The sequence below is a fragment of the Sinomonas sp. T428B genome, assembly GCF_056780155.1.
Genome location: NZ_JBRAZR010000001.1, coordinates 886,856 through 906,742 on the forward strand (window position 1 = coordinate 886,856; position 19,887 = coordinate 906,742).

General features: G+C 69.9%; 16 protein-coding genes. 6 read left to right on the forward strand and 10 right to left on the reverse strand.

Translation table 11 applies throughout. The annotated features are described in order from the left end of the window. Positions 1-49: 49 nt before the first annotated feature. The 4 genes from ACUYMY_RS04185 to ACUYMY_RS04200 form a co-directional block, all read right to left on the reverse strand. Entirely contained in the window at positions 50-1,309 is a 1,260-nt protein-coding gene (locus tag ACUYMY_RS04185) for an aminopeptidase P family protein (protein ID WP_481702368.1), read from the reverse strand. 52 nt (positions 1,310-1,361) lie between these two features. After that, a complete protein-coding gene (locus ACUYMY_RS04190) occupies positions 1,362-2,681 on the reverse strand; it encodes an MFS transporter (RefSeq protein ID WP_481702369.1) in 1,320 nt (439 codons plus the stop codon). Positions 2,682-2,782: 101 nt separating this feature from the next. Next, a complete protein-coding gene (locus tag ACUYMY_RS04195; protein ID WP_481702370.1) occupies positions 2,783-3,589 on the reverse strand; it encodes a creatininase in 807 nt (268 codons plus the stop codon). Between the two features lie 103 nt (positions 3,590-3,692). Next, positions 3,693-5,342, reverse strand: a complete 1,650-nt coding sequence (locus tag ACUYMY_RS04200) for a purine-cytosine permease family protein (RefSeq protein WP_481702371.1) — start codon at positions 5,340-5,342, stop codon at positions 3,693-3,695. Positions 5,343-5,507: 165 nt separating this feature from the next. Between ACUYMY_RS04200 and ACUYMY_RS04205 the strand changes: the two genes are divergently transcribed. The 4 genes from ACUYMY_RS04205 (at position 5,508) to ACUYMY_RS04220 (ending at position 9,372) form a co-directional block, all read left to right on the forward strand. Further along, positions 5,508-7,013, forward strand: a complete 1,506-nt coding sequence (locus ACUYMY_RS04205) for a PucR family transcriptional regulator (protein WP_481702372.1) — start codon at positions 5,508-5,510, stop codon at positions 7,011-7,013. Positions 7,014-7,065: 52 nt separating this feature from the next. Then, positions 7,066-7,530 (forward strand): DUF2087 domain-containing protein, encoded by a 465-nt coding sequence (locus ACUYMY_RS04210; protein ID WP_481702373.1) that lies wholly within the window; start codon positions 7,066-7,068, stop codon positions 7,528-7,530. Positions 7,531-7,663: 133 nt separating this feature from the next. After that, positions 7,664-8,749: an S-(hydroxymethyl)mycothiol dehydrogenase gene (locus ACUYMY_RS04215; RefSeq protein WP_481702374.1), complete on the forward strand. Its 1,086-nt coding sequence runs from the start codon at positions 7,664-7,666 to the stop codon at positions 8,747-8,749. Continuing rightward, positions 8,749-9,372: an MBL fold metallo-hydrolase gene (locus ACUYMY_RS04220; RefSeq protein ID WP_481702375.1), complete on the forward strand. Its 624-nt coding sequence runs from the start codon at positions 8,749-8,751 to the stop codon at positions 9,370-9,372. Before ACUYMY_RS04215 ends, ACUYMY_RS04220 begins: the two co-directional genes overlap by 1 nt. Positions 9,373-9,692: 320 nt before the next feature. Here ACUYMY_RS04220 and ACUYMY_RS04225 read toward each other — a convergent pair whose 3' ends face one another. From ACUYMY_RS04225 to ACUYMY_RS04240, 4 genes are read right to left on the reverse strand one after another with little or no spacing between them, the layout of a single operon-like run. Further along, positions 9,693-12,200, reverse strand: coding sequence for a GcvT family protein (locus ACUYMY_RS04225; protein ID WP_481702376.1), 2,508 nt, complete (start codon positions 12,198-12,200; stop codon positions 9,693-9,695). Between the two features lie 22 nt (positions 12,201-12,222). Continuing rightward, entirely contained in the window at positions 12,223-13,125 is a 903-nt protein-coding gene (gene purU, locus ACUYMY_RS04230; protein ID WP_481704953.1) for a formyltetrahydrofolate deformylase, read from the reverse strand. A 26-nt stretch (positions 13,126-13,151) separates the two neighbouring features. Next, positions 13,152-15,098, reverse strand: coding sequence for a BCCT family transporter (locus ACUYMY_RS04235; protein ID WP_481702377.1), 1,947 nt, complete (start codon positions 15,096-15,098; stop codon positions 13,152-13,154). Positions 15,099-15,132: 34 nt separating this feature from the next. Then, the gene (locus ACUYMY_RS04240) at positions 15,133-15,483 is read right to left on the reverse strand and encodes a bifunctional 3-phenylpropionate/cinnamic acid dioxygenase ferredoxin subunit (RefSeq protein WP_481702378.1); all 351 of its coding nucleotides are present in this window, start codon (positions 15,481-15,483) and stop codon (positions 15,133-15,135) included. Between the two features lie 252 nt (positions 15,484-15,735). Here ACUYMY_RS04240 and ACUYMY_RS04245 point away from each other — a divergent pair, with 252 nt between their 5' ends. Together ACUYMY_RS04245 and ACUYMY_RS04250 are read left to right on the forward strand one after the other, a co-directional pair. Further along, positions 15,736-16,914, forward strand: a complete 1,179-nt coding sequence (locus ACUYMY_RS04245; RefSeq protein ID WP_481702379.1) for an NAD(P)/FAD-dependent oxidoreductase — start codon at positions 15,736-15,738, stop codon at positions 16,912-16,914. A gap of 72 nt (positions 16,915-16,986) precedes the next feature. Then, positions 16,987-18,123, forward strand: coding sequence for an aromatic ring-hydroxylating oxygenase subunit alpha (locus ACUYMY_RS04250; RefSeq protein WP_481704954.1), 1,137 nt, complete (start codon positions 16,987-16,989; stop codon positions 18,121-18,123). Between the two features lie 100 nt (positions 18,124-18,223). Here the strand turns inward: ACUYMY_RS04250 and ACUYMY_RS04255 are convergent, their stop codons facing one another. Both ACUYMY_RS04255 and ACUYMY_RS04260 read right to left on the reverse strand, forming a co-directional pair. Next, positions 18,224-19,036 (reverse strand): IclR family transcriptional regulator, encoded by an 813-nt coding sequence (locus tag ACUYMY_RS04255; RefSeq protein WP_481702380.1) that lies wholly within the window; start codon positions 19,034-19,036, stop codon positions 18,224-18,226. Positions 19,037-19,141: 105 nt separating this feature from the next. After that, entirely contained in the window at positions 19,142-19,804 is a 663-nt protein-coding gene (locus ACUYMY_RS04260) for a GntR family transcriptional regulator (RefSeq protein WP_481702381.1), read from the reverse strand. Positions 19,805-19,887: the final 83 nt, after the last annotated feature.

The following is a 19,887-nucleotide window of genomic DNA, read 5'->3' on the forward strand; positions in this document are numbered from 1 at the left end:
GGATCCAGGCGAGGTGCGGCGCCGTCGTGCGCATCCGCCGAGCAGCCGATCAGGCCTCGACGATGTTGTGCTCCGGGCCGAAGCCGAACTTCGTGATGTTCTCGACCGAGTCCTCGCCGATGACGAGGATGTCGTGCTCGCGGTAGCCGCCGGCGCCCGGGAGGCCGTCGGCGACAGTGATCATCGGCTCCATCGAGACGACCATGCCCGGCTCGAGCACCGTCTCGATGTCCTCGCGGAGCTCGAGGCCCGCCTCGCGGCCGTAGTAGTGCGAGAGGACGCCGAACGAGTGGCCGTAGCCGAACGTCCGGTTGGGGAGGAGGCCGTAGCCGATGTAGATCTCGTTGAGCTCGGCGGCGATGTCCTTGCAGACGGCGCCCGGCTTGATGAGCTCGAGGCCCCGCCGGTGCACCTCGACGTTGATGTTCCACAGGCGCAGGCTCTCCTCGTCCGGCTGGCCGAGGAAGAGCGTGCGCTCGAGGGCCGTGTAGTAGCCGGAGGTCATCGGGAAGCAGTTCAGGGAGAGGATGTCCCCCTTCTGCAGCCTCCGGGTCGTGGCCCAGTTGTGGGCGCCGTCCGTGTTGATGCCCGACTGGAACCAGACCCACGTGTCGCGGACCTCGCGGTCCGGGAACGTGCGGGCGATCTCGTGGACCATGGCCTCGGTGCCGATGAGGGCGACCTCGTACTCGGTGATGCCCTCGCGGATCGCGTTGCGGATGGCCTCGCCGCCGAGGTCTCCGATGCGGGCGCCGTGCTTGATGACCTCGATCTCCTCAGCGGACTTGATCATGCGCTGGCGCATGGCGTCCTGGGAGACGTCCAGGAGCTCGGCGCCCGGGAACGCGGCGGAGATCTTCTCGCGGGTCAGGCCCGGGAGGACATCGTCCTCGACGCCGAGGCGGCTGGCCGTGACGCCGCGCTGGCGCAGGGCCTCCTGGAGGCCGAAGTAGAAGTTGTCCCGCCGCCAGTCGGTGTAGACGATGTTCTCGCCGTAGCTCGTGCGCCAGGGCATGCCGGCGTCGATGTTGGCGGTGACGGTGACCGAGTCGTCGGCCGTGACGACGAGCGCGTAGTTGCGGCCGAACGTCGTGTACAGGAAGTCGGAGTAGTACTTGATGCCGTGGTAGCTGGTCAGGATCACGGCGTCGAGCTCCTTGGCGGCCATGATCTGGCGCAGGCCGGCCAGGCGGCGCTCGAACTCGGCATCCGAGAACGTGAGCTTGCCCTTGACGCCGTTGTGGAGGACCTTGAGGCGCTCGAGCTCGGCGACGGAAGTTGCCGCGGGGGCGGACGTGTCGATGGACATGGATGTCTCCTTTTCAGGGGTTGTGTTGCGTTGTTGAGGTGGGTCAGGGAGGTCAGTGGGCGAGCGGGGCCCGCGAGGTCTCCTTGGCGCGCAGGACGGCGACGAGGGAGACGGCCGCGGCCGCCACGAGGTACCAGGCCGGGGCGAGCTCGGTGTGCAGGGCGCCGATGAGCAGCGTGGCCACGAACGGCGCCGTGCCGCCGAAGACGGCGTTGGCGAGGTTGAAGCTCACGGCGAAGCCCGAGTAGCGGATCCGGGTCGGGAACAGCTCCGCGAGGAAGCTCGGCAGGGTGCCGTCGTTGAGCGTGAGCATCGCGCCGAGCAGGATCTGCACGAGCAGGACGACGGCGAAGCTGCCGGTGTCGAGGAGCATGAACGCCGGGACCGTGAAGAGGATGAACGCGACCGAGGCGGACAGCAGCACCTTCCGGCGGCCGAACCGGTCCGAGGCAAGGCCCGTGAGGAAGATGAAGCCGATGTACGTCAGGAGCGCGATCGTCGTGGCGAAGAACGACTCGGTGGCGCCGAAGCCGAGCTCCTCGGAGAGGTACGTCGGCATGTAGGAGAGGATCACGTAGAAGCCGACGGCGTTGAGCAGCACCGCGCCGACGGCGAGCAGGAGCGAGCGCCAGTGCTTGGTGACCATGTCCCGCACGGGTGTGCGGTCGACGTCGTCCTCCGCCTCGAGCTCCCGGAACGCCGGGGTGTCCTCGAGCCGTGTGCGGATGTAGCGGCCGATGAGCCCCATCGGCGCGGCGAGCAGGAACGGCAGGCGCCAGCCCCACTCGGCCATCTGCTCGGGGGTGAGCGCGAGGGACAGCAGCGCGGCGAGGAGCGAGCCGAGCAGGAGGCCCGCGGCGGTCGACGCCGGCACGACGGCGGCGTACAGGCCGCGGCGGTTTGCGGGGGCGTACTCGACGAGGAACGCCGAGGCGCCCGCGTACTCGCCGGCGGCGGAGAAGCCCTGCACGACGCGGATGACCAGGAGCAGGATCGGCGCCCAGAGCCCGATCATCGCGTAGGAGGGGATGAGCGCGATGCAGAACGTCGCGCCGCTCATGATGAGGATCGACAGGGACAGGGCCGTGCGGCGGCCGACGCGGTCGCCGATGTGGCCCCACACGAAGCCGCCGAGCGGGCGGATGAAGAAGGAGATCGCGAACACGGCGAACGTGGCCAGCAGGGCCGTCTGCCGGTCCGACTCCGGGAAGAACGCCTGCGAGATCGTCGCGGCGAGGTAGCCGTAGACCGCGTAGTCGAACCACTCGACGAAGTTGCCGATGAAGCTGCCCCACAGGACGCGGCGGCGGGCGTCCTTGCCCACCTCGATCGTGGAGGGGGCGTCGGCCAGCCGGGAGTTCTCAATGCTCATGGGAAACCACCAGAGACTTGGGGTTGCGTTTAGCGCAACTCGGTTGCACCAGCGTAGCTGTGGCGCGGGTCACGGTCAATAGGCATGCATCTAGGTTGCGTTCAACGCAACGCTCCGACGGGCTCGTCCGCCCTGCGGCCCGCCGCGAGCTCCGCCCCGATCGAGGCGGCGAGGGCCGCCGAGGTGGCTTCGAGCAGGAGCCGGCCGGCGCCGTCGGTCGCCGCCGCGGCGGAGGAGAGGCAGCCCGAGGCCGGCGTGAGCTCCGGGCGCACGGGCAGGACGTCGTAGCGCGGCAGCTGCGCCGCGGGGAGGTCCATTGCCCGGTCCATCCGCACGAGGCGGGGGTGCAGGTGCAGCATGAGCGAGGTCTCGAGGACGCCGCCGTGCTCGACGTCCCAGCCGGGGAACGACCCTCGGTAGATCTCCTCGATGGTCCCCTCGTCCACGAAGTCCCAGTACGAGACGAGCACTGCCGAGACGTCCTGCCCCCGGGCCGCGAGCTCGGCCGTAGCCTGCTCGACGCCCTCGTAGAGGAACTGGTAGTTCTCGAAGTGGCCGTTGAGGAACACGAGCCGGCGGGCGCCGTGCCGGGCGAACTCGAGCGTGAGTGTCCGGGCGATCGAGATGACCGTCGCCGCGTCGAGGCTCGTGGTCCCGCCGAGGTGGTTCCCGCCGCCCGAGCGCTGCTGCGACTTGTAGCCGTAGACGATCGGAGCCGCGACGAGGCCGTCCACGGCGGTGGCGAGGCGCTCGCCCATGGCCTGGGCGAGCAGGACGTCGGTGTTGAGCGGCAGGTGCGGCCCATGCTGCTCGATCGAGCCGACGGGGATGACGATCGGCGCGCCGTCCGCGATGGCCTCGCGGTAGCTGAACGCGTCGAGCTCCTCCATGAAGACGGTGGCGGGCATGGCTCCTCCTCGGGGCACGGGTGGGTGGTGGGCTCAGGAAGCCGTCGGCGGCGGGCTCGTGCCCGCCGCCGGCGGTGAAGGTGGTGCGGTGAGAGGGTTGGGCCTACCGGCCCGCGGGGGCGAGCGGCCCCGTGGGCGCCTCGCCGCCGGGTTCGGCGGCCGACGGCGAGCTGGCCACGGGAGCGGGGGACGCGCCGTCGTGCGCCCGGGCGCCTGCTGCGGGCTGCGCCTCGCTGGCGGGGGCGGGCAGTGCGGCGTCGCCCTCGGTGCGGAGGTACTCCTCGTCGCCCACGTCCTGGCGGACGGCGAGCGGGACGCCGGCCGCGGCCCGGGTGCGGAAGCGGAGCCAGCCGAGGGCGCCGTAGACCGCGGCCGAGGTGAGGGCACCGGTGAGCCACGAGAGGTCGATGCCGCCGAGCGCCGTCGCGATCGGGCCCTGCAGGGCCGGCGTCGAGCCGTACATGCCCATCCACGTCATGAGCAGGCCAGCGGCGAAGGCGATGAGCGCGGCCGGGTTGACTGCCTTGAGCTTCGTGTCCCCGGCGGCGAGGAAGAGGTACCGGAAGTGCTGGTGCCGGCGCTCGAAGACGAAGTAGTGGACCGCCATGATGCCGCCCCACGTCGCGACCCAGGCCGCGATGGCGATGATCCAGTTGTGCAGCATGTGGGCGAAGTCCGAGGCGAAGAGGAATCCGATGACCGCACCCATGGACAGGCAGCCGACGAGGATCGAGAGGACCCTGCGCGGGATGCGGACGTCGAGGGCCTGGGTCGCGACGCCGAAGGTGTACAGGTTGATGATGTTGGTCGCGATGGGGCCGTGGATGACGAGCAGGATCACGGGGATCGCCATCGCGCCGAAGCTCTGGACGACGAGCTGGCCCGGATCGGCCGTGCCGTTCATCGTCGCGAGGCTCGCGCCGAGGACGCCGAGCCACACGACCGGCAGGAACTGGCCCAGGACCGAGGCGAGGTAGAGCTTGGGCCGGGGGATCGACGTCGAGACGAAGCGCGAGTAGTCGGGGGCGTACGTGAACCAGCCGATGCCCCAGCCGATGCCGATGGCGGTCATGATCGAGGACATGGCCGAGATGCGCTCCGCGCCCTCGAGGACGTTGCCCACCGGGCCCTGGTAGCCCCAGTCGATGGGCAGCTGGGTCCAGGCGATGACGCTCATGCCGATGAGGACGAGGATCGTGGGCGGCATGGTGATCCGCTCGAACTTCGCGATCGCGCTGTAGCCGCGGTAGCAGATGGCGACCTGGATGGACATGATCACGGCGGCGGTGCCGATCTTCCAGCCGAGGTTCTGCTGCGTCGGGTCGACCCAGCCGATCATGCCGAACAGGGCCATGATGAGGTCCAGGATGACCCACGTGTTCACGGCCGACCAGCCGATCGCGATGACCGCCTGGATCGCCGCGGGGAGGTAGGCGCCGCGGCGGCCGAAGGCGCCGCGGGCCAGGATCATGCCCGTCGCGCCGGTCTTCTGGCCGAGCAGGACGAAGAAGCCGAAGCCGAGCATGCCGATGACGTTGCCGGCGATGAGCACGGTCAGGGTGTCGGCGAGGCTCAGGCCGAGGTGGATGCCCAGGGCGCCGAGGATCCAGTTGATGGGGGCGACGTTGGCACCGGCCCAGATCCAGAACTGTCCAGAGAGCTTGGTGGTGCGGGCCGATTCCGGAACGGGCTGGAGCACGTCCTCGACGACGTGCGTGGCGTTCTCGGAACGGCTCTGCGTTCGAAGGCTCATGGTGAGGCTACTTTCTTGAAGGTAAATCGCTGGGGGAGCGAGCAGCCGGCTTGCTTTCAAGGTTAGGTGTGGGGCTGGTCACGCCATAGACTCGTTGTGTCGCCTGAAAGGTCTGCTCCGGGCGACAGTCTGTCCCCTGTTTTCCCCGTGCCGTCTGGAGGCGCCGTGTCCCTGCCCCTCGCCGAGATCCTCGCCGGCGACGCGCTCGCAGCGGGCGCGCCCGTCGTCGTCGGCGGGAAGCCCGCCATCTCCGGGGCCCGCGTCCGCTGGGTCCACTCGAGCGAGGTGCTCGAGATCGCGCCGCTGCTCAGCGGCGGCGAGCTCCTCCTGACCGGCGGCGCCGCGCTGCTCGCGCTCAAGCCCGCGGCCCAGGCCGAGTACGTGTGGAGCCTCGCGTCGCGGCGGGTGGCCGCGCTCGCGGTCGAGACCGCCGGCTCGGGGCGGCATCTGCCCGCCGAGATCGTGGCCGCGGCGGACGAGGCCGGGCTGCCGCTCGTCGAGCTGCGGCAGGTGGTGCCGTTCGTCGAGGTGGCCGAGGCGGTGAACCGGCGCATCGTCTCGGGGCAGGTGACGGCGCTGCAGCTCGCGGACAGGCTCTCGCAGTCCCTCGCCGAGCGCATCGCGGCGACCGGCGCCCAGCTCGCGCCGCTGCTCGAGCTCCTCTCCGAGACCCTCGGCGTGCACGCCCGGGTGGTCGACTCCCGCGGCGGGCTGCTCGCCTCGGCGGGGCCAGAGCCGGCCGACGGCGCGTGGACGGCGTCCGACGCCGAGCTCGCGGTGGGCGGGATCGGCGTCGCCCGCCTCGAGCTGCTCGGGCGGCCCGGCGTTGACGCCGAGCTGCTCGAGACCGTGCTCGCGCGGGTGCGCAGCATCGTCGCGCTCGCCCTCGCGCAGCGCCACCGCCCGAGCCTCGCGCGGCTCGCCGAGGACGAGCTCGTGCGGCTCGTCGCCGCGGGCGGCGGCGGGGACCGGCTCCTCGAGCTCGCCCAGGCCGCGGGCCTCGGCGCCGACCGGCCGCTCGCGATGGCCGTCGTCCGGCGCCCCTCGGGCGGGCCCGGGGACATCGAGCAGCGCGTCCGCGAGGCGCTCCCCGCGGCGCTCCTCGTGGGGGAGGGGGCGTGGGTCGACGTCCTCGTGCCGCTGCCGCCCGGAGCCGGGCATGCCGAGCGGGAGCGGCTGCTCGGCGTCCTGCGCGGCGCCGTGCGCGGGACTGGGCTCACGGGCGCGCTCGGGCCGACGGCCCCGACGGTGCGGCAGGCCGCCGCGTCGCTCGCCGAGGCGCGGGCCACGTGGCGGATCGGGCGCTCGTCCAAGTGGACCGACGGCGTCTACGACGCGTCTGACTTCCTCGTGGAGCGGCTCGCCGAGCGGTCCCTCACCCGCGGGGCCGTGGACGCGCTCGTCGAGGAGCTCCTCGGCGAGCTCATCCGGCTCGAGCAGCGGCACGGCGGCGAGCTCGTGCGCACCCTCGACGTCTGGATCACCTCGGGGTGCAACGCGAGCGAGGCGGCCAAGCTGCTGTTCCTCGAGCGGCAGTCCCTGCACAAGCGGCTGCGCAGGATCTTCCAGGCCCTCGGCGGCGACCCCCGGAACCGCGGCAAGCTCGGGGCCGTCGCGTTCGCGGTCAAGCTGGTGCGCGGCAACGCCCAGCTCCGCGACGACCCCCGCTGACCTTCGGGCCGGCGCCCTCCCGGCCGGGGGCAGCATGCGGCACAGTGGAGGCATGCAGCAGCAGCTCATCCAGATGATGGCGGCCCTCGCGAACCACCAGGTGCGGCGCCGCTTCGCCGAGATCGAGCTCGGCGGCAGGGCCGGTGTCCCGGCGGATCCCGACGCTGACAGGCCCCTCGCGGCGGCCGGTGCCCTCGAGGAGCTCCCCGACGGGGGCGTGCGGATCAGCGGGTCCGGCCTGCGGGCGCTCCTGGACCACGCGCGCGGAACGCTCGAGCCCAGGCCCGAGGGCAAGGTCGACCTCCTGCCCCGCCAGCGCCGGCTGCGGCTCGAGGTCCTGGCCAGGGTCGCCGACGCCGTCCTCGGCGCGGGCGAGCGGATCCCGGAGAAGGAGCTCAACGAGCGGCTCGGCGAGCAGGTCCTGGACATCCCCGGCGTGCGCCGCGCCCTCGTGGACGAGGGCCTCGTGGCCAGGGAGGCCGACGGCCGAGCCTACTGGCGCACGTCTGCGGGCTGAGTCTTGGTGCCCCCAGCTCACGACATCCGTTGAACCGGCTGTGACCCGTGCCATATGCTGGCTAGGACGCGTTATGTGCGCGTCGTTGCGTCTCTCGCAACAAGCTACACAGCCCCCCGGAAGGGAACAGCACATGGCTCACAGAGTGAAGGCGGTCATCGCCAGGGAGAAGAACGCGCCCGTGACGGTCGAGACCGTCATCGTGCCGGACCCGGGTCCGGGCGAGGCGCTCGTCGACGTCCTCACGTGCGGCGTCTGCCACACTGACCTGCACTACAAGCTCGGCGGCATCACCGACGAGTTCCCCATCCTGCTCGGCCACGAGGCCACGGGCGTGGTCAGCGCCGTCGGCCCCGACGTCACCGACGTCAAGCCCGGCGACCGCGTCATCCTCAACTGGCGCGCCGTCTGCGGCTCGTGCCGCGCGTGCGCGAAGGGCCAGCCGCAGTACTGCTTCGCGACCCACAACGCGACGCAGAAGATGACCCTCGAGGACGGCACCGAGCTCACGCCCGCCCTCGGCATCGGGGCCTTCGCGGAGAAGACCCTCGTCGCGGCCGGCCAGTGCACGAAGGTCGACGACGACGCCGACCCGGCCGCCGTCGGCCTCCTCGGCTGCGGCGTCATGGCGGGCATCGGCGCCGCCATCAACACCGGTGAGGTCAAGCGCGGCGAGTCCGTCGCCGTCATCGGCTGCGGCGGCGTGGGCATCGCGGCGATCGCTGGCGCCAAGCTCGCCGGCGCGACGACGATCATCGCCGTCGACATCGACCCCAACAAGGTCGACATGGCCAAGACCCTCGGCGCGACGCATGGCGTCAACTCCTCCGAGGAGGACCCCATCGAGGCGATCCGCGCCCTCACGGGCGGGCACGGCGCAGATGTGGTGATCGACGCCGTCGGCCGCCCGGAGACCTACAAGCAGGCCTTCTACGCGCGCGACCTCGCGGGCCGCGTCGTCCTCGTCGGCGTCCCGAACCCCACGATGCAGCTCGAGCTGCCGCTCCTGGACGTGTTCGGCCGCGGCGGCTCGCTCAAGTCCTCGTGGTACGGCGACTGCCTCCCGAGCCGCGACTTCCCGATGCTCGTGCAGCACTACAAGCTCGGCAACCTCGACCTCGACGCGTTCGTCACCGAGCGCATCGCGATCGACCAGGTCGAGGAGGCATTCGAGCGCATGCACGAGGGCAAGGTCCTGCGTTCGGTGGTGGAGCTCTGATGGCGGTCCAGATCGAGAACGCCGTCACGTCCGGGACCTTCTCCCTCGACGGCGGCACGTGGGACGTGGACAACAACGTCTGGATCGTGGGCAACGACGAGGAGTGCGTCATCATCGACGCGCCGCACGACGCCGCCCCGATCCTCGAGCAGGTCCGCGGCCGCAAGGTCCTGGCCCTCCTCCTGACGCACGCGCACAACGACCACATCGGCGTCGCCCTCGAGCTCGCCAAGGCGGTGGACGCGCCGATCCACCTGCACCCCGAGGACATGGTGCTGTGGTCGCAGGTCTACCCCGACGTCAGCCCGGACCGCTTCCTCGCGGACGGCGACGTCTTCGAGGTGGGCGGGGCGACCCTCGAGGCGATCCACACGCCCGGCCACTCGCCTGGATCCACGTGCTTCCTCCTCGCGAGCGAGGGCACGGTCTTCACCGGCGACACCCTGTTCAACGGCGGGCCCGGTGCTACGGGGCGGTCCTTCAGCGACTACCCGACGATCCTGACCTCGATCCGCGAGCGGCTCCTGCCGCTGCCCGCGGAGACCGTGGTGCGGACGGGCCACGGCGAGTCCACGACGATCGGCGCCGAGCGCGAGACGCTCTCCAAGCTGGCCGACAAGTAGCGACACTCCACGACGCGCGGAAGGTGGCCGCTCAGCCCAGGGCTGAGCGGCCACCTCTGCTTTGAAGGGTCACATCCCATGCGTTGAGGGGTCACCTCCCACCCGCTATATCCGAGAACGACGACGGCGACGCCCCCTGCGCGGGGTGTCGCCGTCGTCGTTCTCGGGCAGGCGGATGGTGGAGGTGACCCCGCAACGCTGGGAGGTGACCCCGCAACTCTGGGAGGTGACCCCGCAACGACGGAAGAGGTGGCCACCCAACCCTCTCGGGTTGGGTGGCCACCTCTGTCAGCCTGGGTGAGGGTCAGGCCGGGGCTGCGTCAGCCGCGCAGGCGCTCCATGCCCGGGTCGACGAGCGGCTCGGCCGAGACCGTCGCCGCGACGCGCCGGCCGAAGTACTCGATCTCGACCTTGCTGCCCTCCTCGACGCCGGCCGGGAGCCACGCGTAGGCGATGGGCTTGCGGATGGTGAACCCGTAGGCCGCGCTCGTGACGTATCCGGCGGGCTCGCCGCCGATGTACACGGGCTCCCTGCCCAGGACCACGGACGTGCCGTCGTCGACCGTGAGGCAGCGCAGGATCTTCGCGGGCTTGGCCGCCTTGCGCTCGACGAGCGCCTCGAAGCCCACGTAGCCCTCCTTGTCCTTGGCCACGGAGAAGCCGAGGCCGGACTGGTACGGGTCGTGCTCGGTCGTCATGTCCGTGCCCCAGAGGCGGTAGCCCTTCTCGAGGCGGAGGCTGTTGAACGCCCCGCGGCCGGCCGCGATGATGCCGTGCTCCTGGCCCGCCTCGAAGAGGAGGTCCCAGAGCTTGAGCCCGTACTCGGAGGACGTGTACAGCTCCCAGCCGAGCTCGCCGACGTAGGAGAGCCGCATCGCCGTGACGGGGATCCCGCCGACGTGGATCTCCTTCGCGCGGAAGTAGCGCAGGCCGTCGTTGGTGAGGTCGTCGTCGCTGACCTTCCCGATGACCTCGCGGGCCAGCGGGCCCCAGAGGCCGATGCAGCACGTGCTGCCGGTGATGTCCGCGACATGCACCCACTGGGCCGGATCGGCCTTGGACTGCTTCCGGGCCTCGACGCGCAGGTAGTCGAAGTCGACGTTGCTGTTGACGCCAAGCTGGAAGGTGTCCTCCCCGAGCCGGGCGACGGTCACGTCGCTGCGGATGCCGCCGTCCTCCGCGAGGAGCAGGCAGTACGTCACGGCGCCGGGCTTCTTGGCGATGTTGCCCGTGCTGAGCCGCTGCAGGAGGGTGAGCGCGCCGGGGCCGTTCACGCTGAGCCGCTTGAGCGGCGTCATGTCGTAGAGGGCGACGGCGGTGCGCGTCTTCCAGGCCTCGGCCGCGGAGATGGGGGAGTGGAACATCGCGGACCAGGCGTCCCGCTCGGGCGTCTGCCACTCGGCGGGCAGCTCCTCGAGCAGGCCGCGGTTGGCCTCGAACCAGTGCGGGCGCTCCCACGCCGCCGACTCGAGGAAGAACGCCCCGAGCTCCCTCTGCCGGACGTTGAACGGGCTCACGCGCAGGTCCCGAGGGGACTCCTTCGGCTGGAGCGGGTGCAGGATGTCGTAGATCTCCACGAAGTTCTGCTGCGAGGTCTCGCTGACGTATGCGTCGGAGGTCTGGACCTTCTCGAAGCGGGACAGCTCGCACCCGTGCAGGTCGGTGCGCGAGCCGCCCTCGATGAGGAGCTCCGCCATGGCCTTGGCCACGCCCGCGGAGTGGGTGACCCACACGGCCTCGGCGACGAAGAAGCCGTCGAGGTCCGGGTGCTCGCCCATGAGCGGGCCGCCGTCCGGCGTGAAGGAGAAGATGCCGTTGAAGCCGTCCTCGATCTCCGCGCCGCGGAGGGCCGGGAGCAGGGCCTTGCTGTCCTCCCAGGCCGGGAGGAAGTCCTCGAGGGTGAAGTCGAGGCGTGAGGGCATGCGGCGGTCGGACATCTCCTCGGCGGAGACCTTGGGGAGGGTGGCCATGTCCACCGGCAGCGGCCGGTGGGCGTAGCTGCCGATGCCGACGCGCTCGCCCCACTCGCGGTAGTACAGGTCCCGGTCCTGGTGGCGCAGGATGGGCAGGGTCGCGCCGCTGGGCAGCTCGTTCCGGCCCTTGAGCTCAGCCACGGGCGTGGTCTTGACGTACTGGTGCGCGAGCGGCAGGAGCGGCACCTCGAGCCCGACCATGCGGCCGAGCTCCCGGCCCCAGAACCCGGCGCAGGAGACGACGATGTCCGCCGGGATCAGGCCCTTGTCCGTCTCGACGCCGGTGACCTTGCCGTCCGTCTGCTCGATGCCCGTCACGGTCGTGGAGCCAAGGAACGTCACGCCGGCCTCGCGGGCGCGGCCGATGAGCAGCTGGACCGCGCGGGCGGCCGAGGCGAGTCCGTCACTCGGGACGAGGAGGCCGCCGAGGACCGGGGTCCGCTCGACGCCCGGGCCCGCCCCGAGCAGGTGGTAGTGCTTCTCGCACTCGTCGGGGTCGATGATCCGGCCCTCGAGGCCCCACGACGTCGCGTAGCCGAGCTTGCGCTTGAGCTCCTCGAGCCGGGCCTCGGTCGTGGCGAGCTCGAGCCCGCCGACCTGGTTGAAGCACGAGACGCCGTCGGCGGTCAGCGAGAGGAGCTTGTCCACCGTGTAGCGGGCGAACTCGGTCATCGTCTTCGACGCGTTGGTCTGGAATACGAGCCCGGGCGCGTGGGACGTCGAGCCGCCGGCGAGCTCGAGGGGCCCCTGATCGACGACGGTGACGTTGGTCCAGCCTCGGGTCGCGAGCTCGTCCGCGAGGTTGGTCCCGACGATGCCGGCGCCGATGATGACGACGCGGGGGGAAGCGGTCATGGGTTCTTCTCTCCTGGGATGTCTAGCGGAAGACGACGGTTCGGGTGTTGTTGAGCAGGACGCGGTGCTGGCAGTGCCACGTGACAGCCCGTGCGAGGGCCTGCGACTCCGCGTCGCGGCCGACGGTCACGAGGGCGTCGGCGTCCAGGCTGTGGTCCACCCGGAAGACCTCCTGCTCGATGATCGGGCCCTCGTCGAGGTCCGCGGTCACGTAGTGGGCGGTCGCGCCGATGAGCTTGACGCCCCGGTCGTAGGCCTGGTGGTACGGCTTGGCGCCCTTGAAGCCGGGCAGGAAGGAGTGATGGATGTTGATCGCGCGCCCGCGCAGCTCGCGGCACAGCTCGTCCGAGAGCACCTGCATGTAGCGGGCGAGGACGACCAGGTCCGTCTGGTACTCCGCGGCGATCTCGAGCAGCCGTGCCTCGGCCTCGGCCTTCGTGCCGGCCGTGACGGGGACGTGGATGAAGGGCAGACCTGCCGCCTCGGCCATGGGGCGGAGCACCTCGTGGTTGGAGACGACGACGGCGATCTCCGCGCCGAGGCTGCCGGCCTTCCAGCGGAAGATCAGGTCGTTGAGGCAGTGCCCCGCCTTCGAGACCATGACGAGGAGCCGCTGCGGGCGGGTGTCGTGCAGCTGGAAGTCCATGCCGAACTCGGCGGCCGTGGCCTCGAACTCGGAGGCGAGTGCGTCCGCCTCGACCGCTCCGGCGCTCCCGCCCGTGAAGGCGGTGCGGAGGTAGAGCTTGCCGCTCACGTGGTCGTCGAACTGCTGGTGCTCGACGATGTCGAAGCCCCGGTCCGCGAGGAATGCGGAGATGGCCCGGACGATCCCGGGGCGCTCGGGGCACGAGAGGGTCAGGACGAAGTCGGCGGTCCGGGTACGGCCCCCGGCCGAGGCGTTGCCTGCCTCGGCCGGGGTGCGCACTGCGGAGTGGCCGTCGGCCACTGCTGTCACTTGTTCTCCTTCGATGCTGTGGTGTCTGGGCCCGGGTCGCTTGCGGAAGCGCGGCCGTCTGGCTCCCCGTCATCGCTGTCGCTCGGGCACCTGGTGACGAGCTCGAACTGGACGCCGCCGTGCTGCTCGACGCCGGTGCGGATGGCACGCTCGACGACGTTGTCGGCGAGGCGGCGGCGCAGGGACAGCGGGTCGCGGCGGAGGTCCTTGGCGAGGGCGAAGCAGAGCAGGAGCATCACGATCACGAAGGGCAGGGCCGCGACGATGGTGATGCGTTGCAGGCCTGACAGAGCTTCGGAGGGTTCGTCTCCACCCGCCAGGAGCATGACGGCGGCGACGGCACCGGTCAGGCTGCCCCAGAAGATGACCACACCGCGGCGGGGTTCCTCTGCGCCATTGGAGCTGAGCGATCCCATGACGATGGAGGCCGCGTCGGCACCCGTGATGAAGAAGATCGCAACCAGAACCATCGCCAGGACGATGAGCGCGGTGATGGCCCAGGCAGGCATGGGCAGGTTCTTGACCAGGTCGAACAGGGCGCCGTCGAAGCTCACGGTCGGGACGCCGTCGACCATGGTGACCAGGCCTGGGGTTCCCGCCTTGTCGGCCTCGGACTGGATGTGGAAGGCCGTGCCGCCGAAGATGCCGAACCAGATGACGGACACGAGGCTGGGCACGAGCAGCACACCGGTGACGAACTGGCGGATCGTGCGGCCCCGGCTGATGCGGGCGATGAACAGGCCCACGAAAGGTGTCCAGGAGACCCACCAGGCCCAGTAGAAGATGGTCCAGCCGGACATCCAGGTGCGCAGGGCCTCGTCGCCCACGGCCTCGGTGCGGGAGGACATCTCTGCCAGGTCACGGGCGTAGTCGCCGACGGCGGACGGGATCAGGTTCAGGATGAACAGGGTGGGCCCGGCGACGAAGACGACGAGGGCCAGCACGACCGCCAGGACCATGTTGATGTTCGAGAGCCACTGGATGCCGCGGCTGATGCCGGACACGGCCGACGCGACGAAGCAGAACGTCAGGACGGCGACGATCACGACGAGCACGGGGGTGCCGATCTCGCCGAACCAGCCGTTGGAGGTCATGCCGGAGCCGATCTGCAGGGCTCCGAGGCCCAGGGACGCGGCGGTGCCGAACAGCGTGGCGAAGATGGCCAGGATGTTGATGAACTTGCCGATCGGGCCCTCGACCGTGCGGATGCCGAAGAGCGACGTGAAGGCGACCGAGATCAGCTGCCGGCGGCCGAGCCGGTACGTGCCGTAGGCCATGGCGATGCCGACCACGGCGTACATGGCCCACGGGTGCAGGGTCCAGTGGAAGATCGAGGTGGCCATGGCCGTCTGGATGGCCTCGGGGGTCTGGCCGTCCACGGTTCCCGGCGGCGGGGAGATGTAGTGGTAGAGCGGCTCGGCGACGCCGTAGAACATGAGCCCGATGCCCATGCCGGCGGCGAACATCATCGCGACCCAGGACACGGTCCGGTACTCAGGCTTCTCGCCGTCCTTGCCCAGGGGGATGTTGCCGAACTTGCCCAGGGCGAGCCACAGGACGAAGATGACGAACAGCGAGGCCAGGAGCATGAAGAGCCAGCCCGTGTACTCCATCACCCAGTTCAGGGCGCCCTTGGACGTCGCGGACAGGCTGTCCCGACCGGTGAAGCCCCAGACAACGAAGGCGACGGCGATGACGCCCGTGATCCCGAAGGTGATCTTGTCCAGGGTGAGCTTGCGGTTGCGCCGCGCGGCGACGGCCTGCTCCGCCTTGGTCTGGCGCAGCTCCTGAAGGATCTGCACGTGTTCGTCGACGTCCGCCACGATCTCCGCCTGGACGTCTTCTATCGCCTCTTCGATGAGCTCCTTCGCGGTCTCCTCGGCGCCATCGCCGACGGGACTCTTCTCAGGTGTGGGGGGTTTGAGGTCACTGTTGATTGCCATGGGGGCTTCCTTGGTTGAGCCGTGGGCAGGGGGCCTAGACGTGGCCATGGGGGGTCAGGCCCGGCGGGAGGTTGGGGGCCTCCTCGGACTCGATGACCATGATGTCGCCGTCAATCACGGTGACCTCGTGGCGGCGGACCGGCAGCTTGGCCGGCGGGGCGTCGACTTCGCCTGTCTTAAGGTTAAAGCGCGACGCGTGGAGCGGGCACTCGACCCAGCAGTCCTCGACATAGCCGTCGGCGAGCGAGGCGTCCTGATGGGTGCACGTGTCATCGAGGGCGAACAGCTCGCCGTCCTCGGTATGGAAGACCGCGATGGGGGGCGCGGTGTTGAGCCGGATTGCATCTCCCGGCGCAAGTTCACTCAGCGGGCAGGCCTTGTGCATTGGTCGACCTCTACTTCCTTAGGGGACCCAGGGACCAAAGCGAGTCTTCGGTTTCGTTTCACATCCATCAACTCGCTTCACGATATGCAACAGAGTGTTCTGGCTCACAGGCTTCTGTCAAGGGCCAGAGGTCATGTGCAGCGATATGAAGGCGTCCCGGGTTCCCGCCTTGACATGGCCCGTGGCGTACATCACGCTGTTGCATATAGCGCTTGATGTTGCGTCTTAAGCAATAGAGGAAAGGGGGTCGACATGGAGAAGCTCACCATTGTCGGAGCCTCCCTGGCAGGGCTCTCCGCCGCGCGTGCAGCCCGGGCCCAGGGCTTCGAGGGACAGCTCGTCATCATCGGCGACGAACCCCACCGGCCGTACGACAGGCCGCCGCTGTCCAAGGACTTCCTGCTCGGGCAGATCACCACAGAGGACATCGCCCTCGAGACCGAGACGGACAGCCTGGACGCAGAGTGGCTCCTGGGCGCCGAAGCCGTGGCGCTCGATGCGGCGACCCGGACGGTCCACCTGCGGGACGGCCGCTCGGTGACGTCCGACGGCATCGTCATCGCCACCGGGGCCCGCGCCCGCCAGCTGCCCGAGCTGGCCGACGTCGAGAACGTCCACACGCTCCGCACGCTCGACGACGCCGCGCGGCTTGGACCCGAGCTCGTCGCCGGCCGCCGGCTCCTCGTGGTCGGCGCCGGCTTCATCGGCGCCGAGGTCGCCTCCGCCGCCGCCTCGCGCGGCCTCGAGGTGACGGTCCTCGACACCAAGCCCGTCGCCTTCGCCGCGCAGCTAGGGACTGAGATGGGCGCCGTCGTCGGCGGCCTCCATGGCCTCCGCGGCGTCGAGCTCATCTCCTCGGCCACCGTGGACGGCTTCGTCACGTCCCGGCGGCAGGTGACCGCGGTCCGGCTCGCGGGCGGGCGCATCATCGCGACGGACCTCGTCGTCGTCGGGATTGGCGCCGAGCCCAACACCGAATGGCTCCGGGGCTCGGGGATCGAGCTTCAGCCCGGCGTCGTGTGCGACGCCATGGGCCGCACGGGAGTCCCCGGCATCGTCGCCGTCGGCGACTGCGCCGCCTGGTTCGACGAGGCGACCGGGACCCACCACCTGAGCGGCCACTGGACGGGCGCGCTCGAGCGTGCCGCTCTCGCGGTCGAGGCCCTCCTCGACGACGACGCACCGCAACGGCCCCACAAGCCGCACTACTTCTGGTCCGACTTCCACGGGGTCAAGCTCCAGTTCGCCGGCCGTGCGGACGGCCACGACCGCGTGGAGATCGAGGCCGGCGACCCGGCGGAGCACAGCTTCCTCGCCGTCTACTACCAAGGGGACGCGCCGATCGCGGTCCTCGGTATGAACCAGCCGCGCCTCTTCGCCAAGCGCCGTCGCACGATCGTGCCGGCTTCCCTGGCGGCATCCGTCTCGTAAGTTCCACCCCTTCTCATCTTTTCGTCGAATTTTCGTCGAGTTTCTCTACGAGCTGTCTACAAGGAGGACATGTTGTCTGCTGAAGTCATTTCCCCCAGCCTCATCCCCACGCTGCCGGGATACACGTACGTGGACGAGGCCATCTTCCGGGCGGAGCAGGAGCGCATCTTCGAGAAGATGTGGTTCTGTGCCATCCGCTCGGCGGACCTCGACAAGCCGGGCGCCTGGCGCGCGGTGCAGATCGGCCGCGAGAGCGTCCTGATCTCCCGCACGCGCAAGGGCGAGATCCGCGCCTTCTACAACATCTGCCGCCACCGCGGCGTGAAGCTGTGCATGGAGGAGCAGGGCGAAGCCGCCCGCAACTTCCAGTGCCCCTACCACGCCTGGACCTACGACTTCGAGGGCAAGCTCATCGCCGCGCCCAACCTCACCAAGATGCCGGATATCGACCGTGACGAGTACGGCCTCGTCAAGGTGCACATCCGCGAGTACCTCGGCTACGTGTGGGTCTGCCTGGCCGACGAGCCGCCGTCGTTCGAAGAGGACGTCATGGGCGCCGTCGAGGAGCGCCTGGGCGACCACCAGAAGATCGAGGGCTACGACATCGCCAACCTGGCCCTCGGCCGCCGGATCAAGTACGACGTGAAGGCCAACTGGAAGCTCATCATCGAGAACTTCATGGAGTGCTACCACTGCGCCACGATCCACCCGGAGCTGACCGAGGTCCTGCCGGAGTTCGCGGACGGCCTCGCCGCCCAGTACTTCGTGGGCCACGGCGCGGAGTTCGGCGAGGACATCAAGGGCTTCACCGTGGACGGCTCCGAGGGCCTCGACGTCATCCCCGGCGTGAGCGAGGACCAGGACCGCCGCTACTACGCCATCACGATCAAGCCGACCGTGTTCGTGAACCTCGTTCCCGACCACGTGATCATCCACCGCATGTTCCCGCTCGCGGCGGACCACACGATCGTCGAGTGCGACTGGCTCTACCTCCCCAGCGTCGTGGAGAGCGGCAAGGACGTCACGGCCTCCGTCGAGCTGTTCCACCGCGTCAACCAGCAGGACTTCGACGCGTGCGAGCGCACCCAGCCGGGCATGCACTCCAAGATCTACAACAAGGGCGGCGTGCTCGTCCCGAGCGAGCACCACATCGGCGCCTTCCACGACTGGGTCCAGGAGAAGGTTGGCGACATCGTCCCGAACTCCTAGTCTGCAGCGTGTCCTTGGGGGGTCCGTCGGTATCCGGCGGGCCCCCTGGGCGTTGGTGGCGGCAGGCGCAGCGTGGGCAGGCCGGCCGGTGGAGCCGACGCTAGCGCCGCATGTAGCCCATGCGCGCGCTGATCTCGAGGCCGCCCTCCTTGAGCAGGTCGATCAGCTCGGGCATGGTTTCCGGGTCGAAGCGGAAGATCGGGCCGGAGACGCTCACGGCGCCGATCACGGCGCCGACGTGGTTGAAGATGGGCACGGACACCGAGTTGATGCCGATCTCGAACTCCTCGCGGGTCACGCCGTAGCCCCGGTGGGAGATCTCGACGAGCTGCTCCTCGAGCGTGCGCCGGTCCGTGATCGTGAGCGGGGTCCGCGGCGGCAGTCCGGTCTCCTTGAGGATCCGGTCCCGCTCGTCGGCGGGCAGGGCTGCGAGCAGCACCTTGCCGCTGGAGGTCGCATGGAGCGGGGTCAGGCTGCCCACCCAGTCGTAGGTGGCAAGCGTCGAGGGGCCCATGGCCTGGTCGACGTTGACGGCGTAGTTGGAGCGCAGCACCGCGAGGTTAACGGTCTCCTTGGCGTCCTCGGCGAGCCGCTCGATCACGGGGCGGGCCTCCCGGACGAGGCTCAGCCGCCCCGGGACGGAGTTCGCCAGGCGCAGGATCCCGAACCCGAGCTGGTACTTGCCGCGCTCGCTGTTCTGGTGGACGAGCTCGCGGACCACGAGCGAGCCGAGCAGCCGCGAGACGGTGGACTTGTGGATGCCCATCTCCTCGGCGATCTCGCTCACGCCGGCGTGGCCCTCGCGCGCGAGGATCTCGAGGATCGCCAGCGCGCGGTCCACGGACTGCACGCCGCCTGGCTGGACACCCTCGATCTCGCCGTCGGGTTCCAGTGCACTGCTTGCCGCCACCATGGTCCCGATCCTACGGGGAGTGTGAGGTCGGACACTACTAAGTCGTCACAAGCCCGAAACAGGGGGCCGTCGCCGAGTGAGGCGAAGGCGGCGACGCCTGCAGGCTCAGAGAGCCTGGCGGATCGTCTTCTCGAAGCTCGTCACGTGCTCGAGGGCCATCTGGCCGGCGGTCTCGGCATCGCCGTCGGCAATCGCCCGGAGGAGGTCAGCATGTTCCTTGACGTGGCCGGCCACGGAGGCCACCTTGTCCAGGACAAGGCACCAGATGCGCGTCGCGAGGTTGTCGTAGCGGATGAGCGCGTCGGTGAGGTGCGGGTTTCCGGCGGCCTCGTAGATGAGCCGGTGGACCGTGATGTCGTAGCGCATGAGCTCGCGCTGGTCGATCGGCTCGGCGAGGCCCTCGATCGCCGCGGCGGTCTCGCGCAGCCGCGCGCGCATGGCAGTGGACGCCGCCCTGGCCGCCCGCCGCGCCGCGAGCGGCTCGAGCTGCTCGCGGATCTCCGAGACGTCCGCGAGCTCCGTGATGTCCACGATCGTCGCGAACGTCCCGCGGCGCGGGTAGGACACCACGAGGTGGTCGACCTCGAGCCGCTTGAGCGCCTCGCGCACCGGGGTGCGCCCCACGCCCAGCTCCGCGGCGAGCGCGGTGTCGTTGATGGGATCGCCCGGGCGGATCTCGAGCATGATGAGCCGATCGCGCAGAGTCAGGTACGCCTGCTCCGCGAGGGACACGGTCGACGCCGCTCCCTCCACTGCTGTTGCGGTCACCTTCTGCCTCCTTCCGGGCGCCGGTTGACTCCCTGTGACATCAACCATACTATCGATCCCAGAACTAATATATCAGTTGATGA

What these genes read in the sequence shown, in the direction of transcription:
- ACUYMY_RS04185 (WP_481702368.1), bottom strand. Translation starts at nt 1,309, where the DNA reads ATGTCCATCGACACGTCCGCCCCCGCGGCAACTTCCGTCGCCGAGCTC.
- ACUYMY_RS04190 (WP_481702369.1), bottom strand. Translation starts at nt 2,681, where the DNA reads ATGAGCATTGAGAACTCCCGGCTGGCCGACGCCCCCTCCACGATCGAG.
- ACUYMY_RS04195 (WP_481702370.1), bottom strand. Translation starts at nt 3,589, where the DNA reads ATGCCCGCCACCGTCTTCATGGAGGAGCTCGACGCGTTCAGCTACCGC.
- ACUYMY_RS04200 (WP_481702371.1), bottom strand. Translation starts at nt 5,342, where the DNA reads ATGAGCCTTCGAACGCAGAGCCGTTCCGAGAACGCCACGCACGTCGTC.
- ACUYMY_RS04210 (WP_481702373.1), top strand. Translation starts at nt 7,066, where the DNA reads ATGCAGCAGCAGCTCATCCAGATGATGGCGGCCCTCGCGAACCACCAG.
- ACUYMY_RS04215 (WP_481702374.1), top strand. Translation starts at nt 7,664, where the DNA reads ATGGCTCACAGAGTGAAGGCGGTCATCGCCAGGGAGAAGAACGCGCCC.
- ACUYMY_RS04220 (WP_481702375.1), top strand. Translation starts at nt 8,749, where the DNA reads ATGGCGGTCCAGATCGAGAACGCCGTCACGTCCGGGACCTTCTCCCTC.
- ACUYMY_RS04225 (WP_481702376.1), bottom strand. Translation starts at nt 12,200, where the DNA reads ATGACCGCTTCCCCCCGCGTCGTCATCATCGGCGCCGGCATCGTCGGG.
- ACUYMY_RS04235 (WP_481702377.1), bottom strand. Translation starts at nt 15,098, where the DNA reads ATGGCAATCAACAGTGACCTCAAACCCCCCACACCTGAGAAGAGTCCC.
- ACUYMY_RS04240 (WP_481702378.1), bottom strand. Translation starts at nt 15,483, where the DNA reads ATGCACAAGGCCTGCCCGCTGAGTGAACTTGCGCCGGGAGATGCAATC.
- ACUYMY_RS04245 (WP_481702379.1), top strand. Translation starts at nt 15,736, where the DNA reads ATGGAGAAGCTCACCATTGTCGGAGCCTCCCTGGCAGGGCTCTCCGCC.
- ACUYMY_RS04255 (WP_481702380.1), bottom strand. Translation starts at nt 19,036, where the DNA reads ATGGTGGCGGCAAGCAGTGCACTGGAACCCGACGGCGAGATCGAGGGT.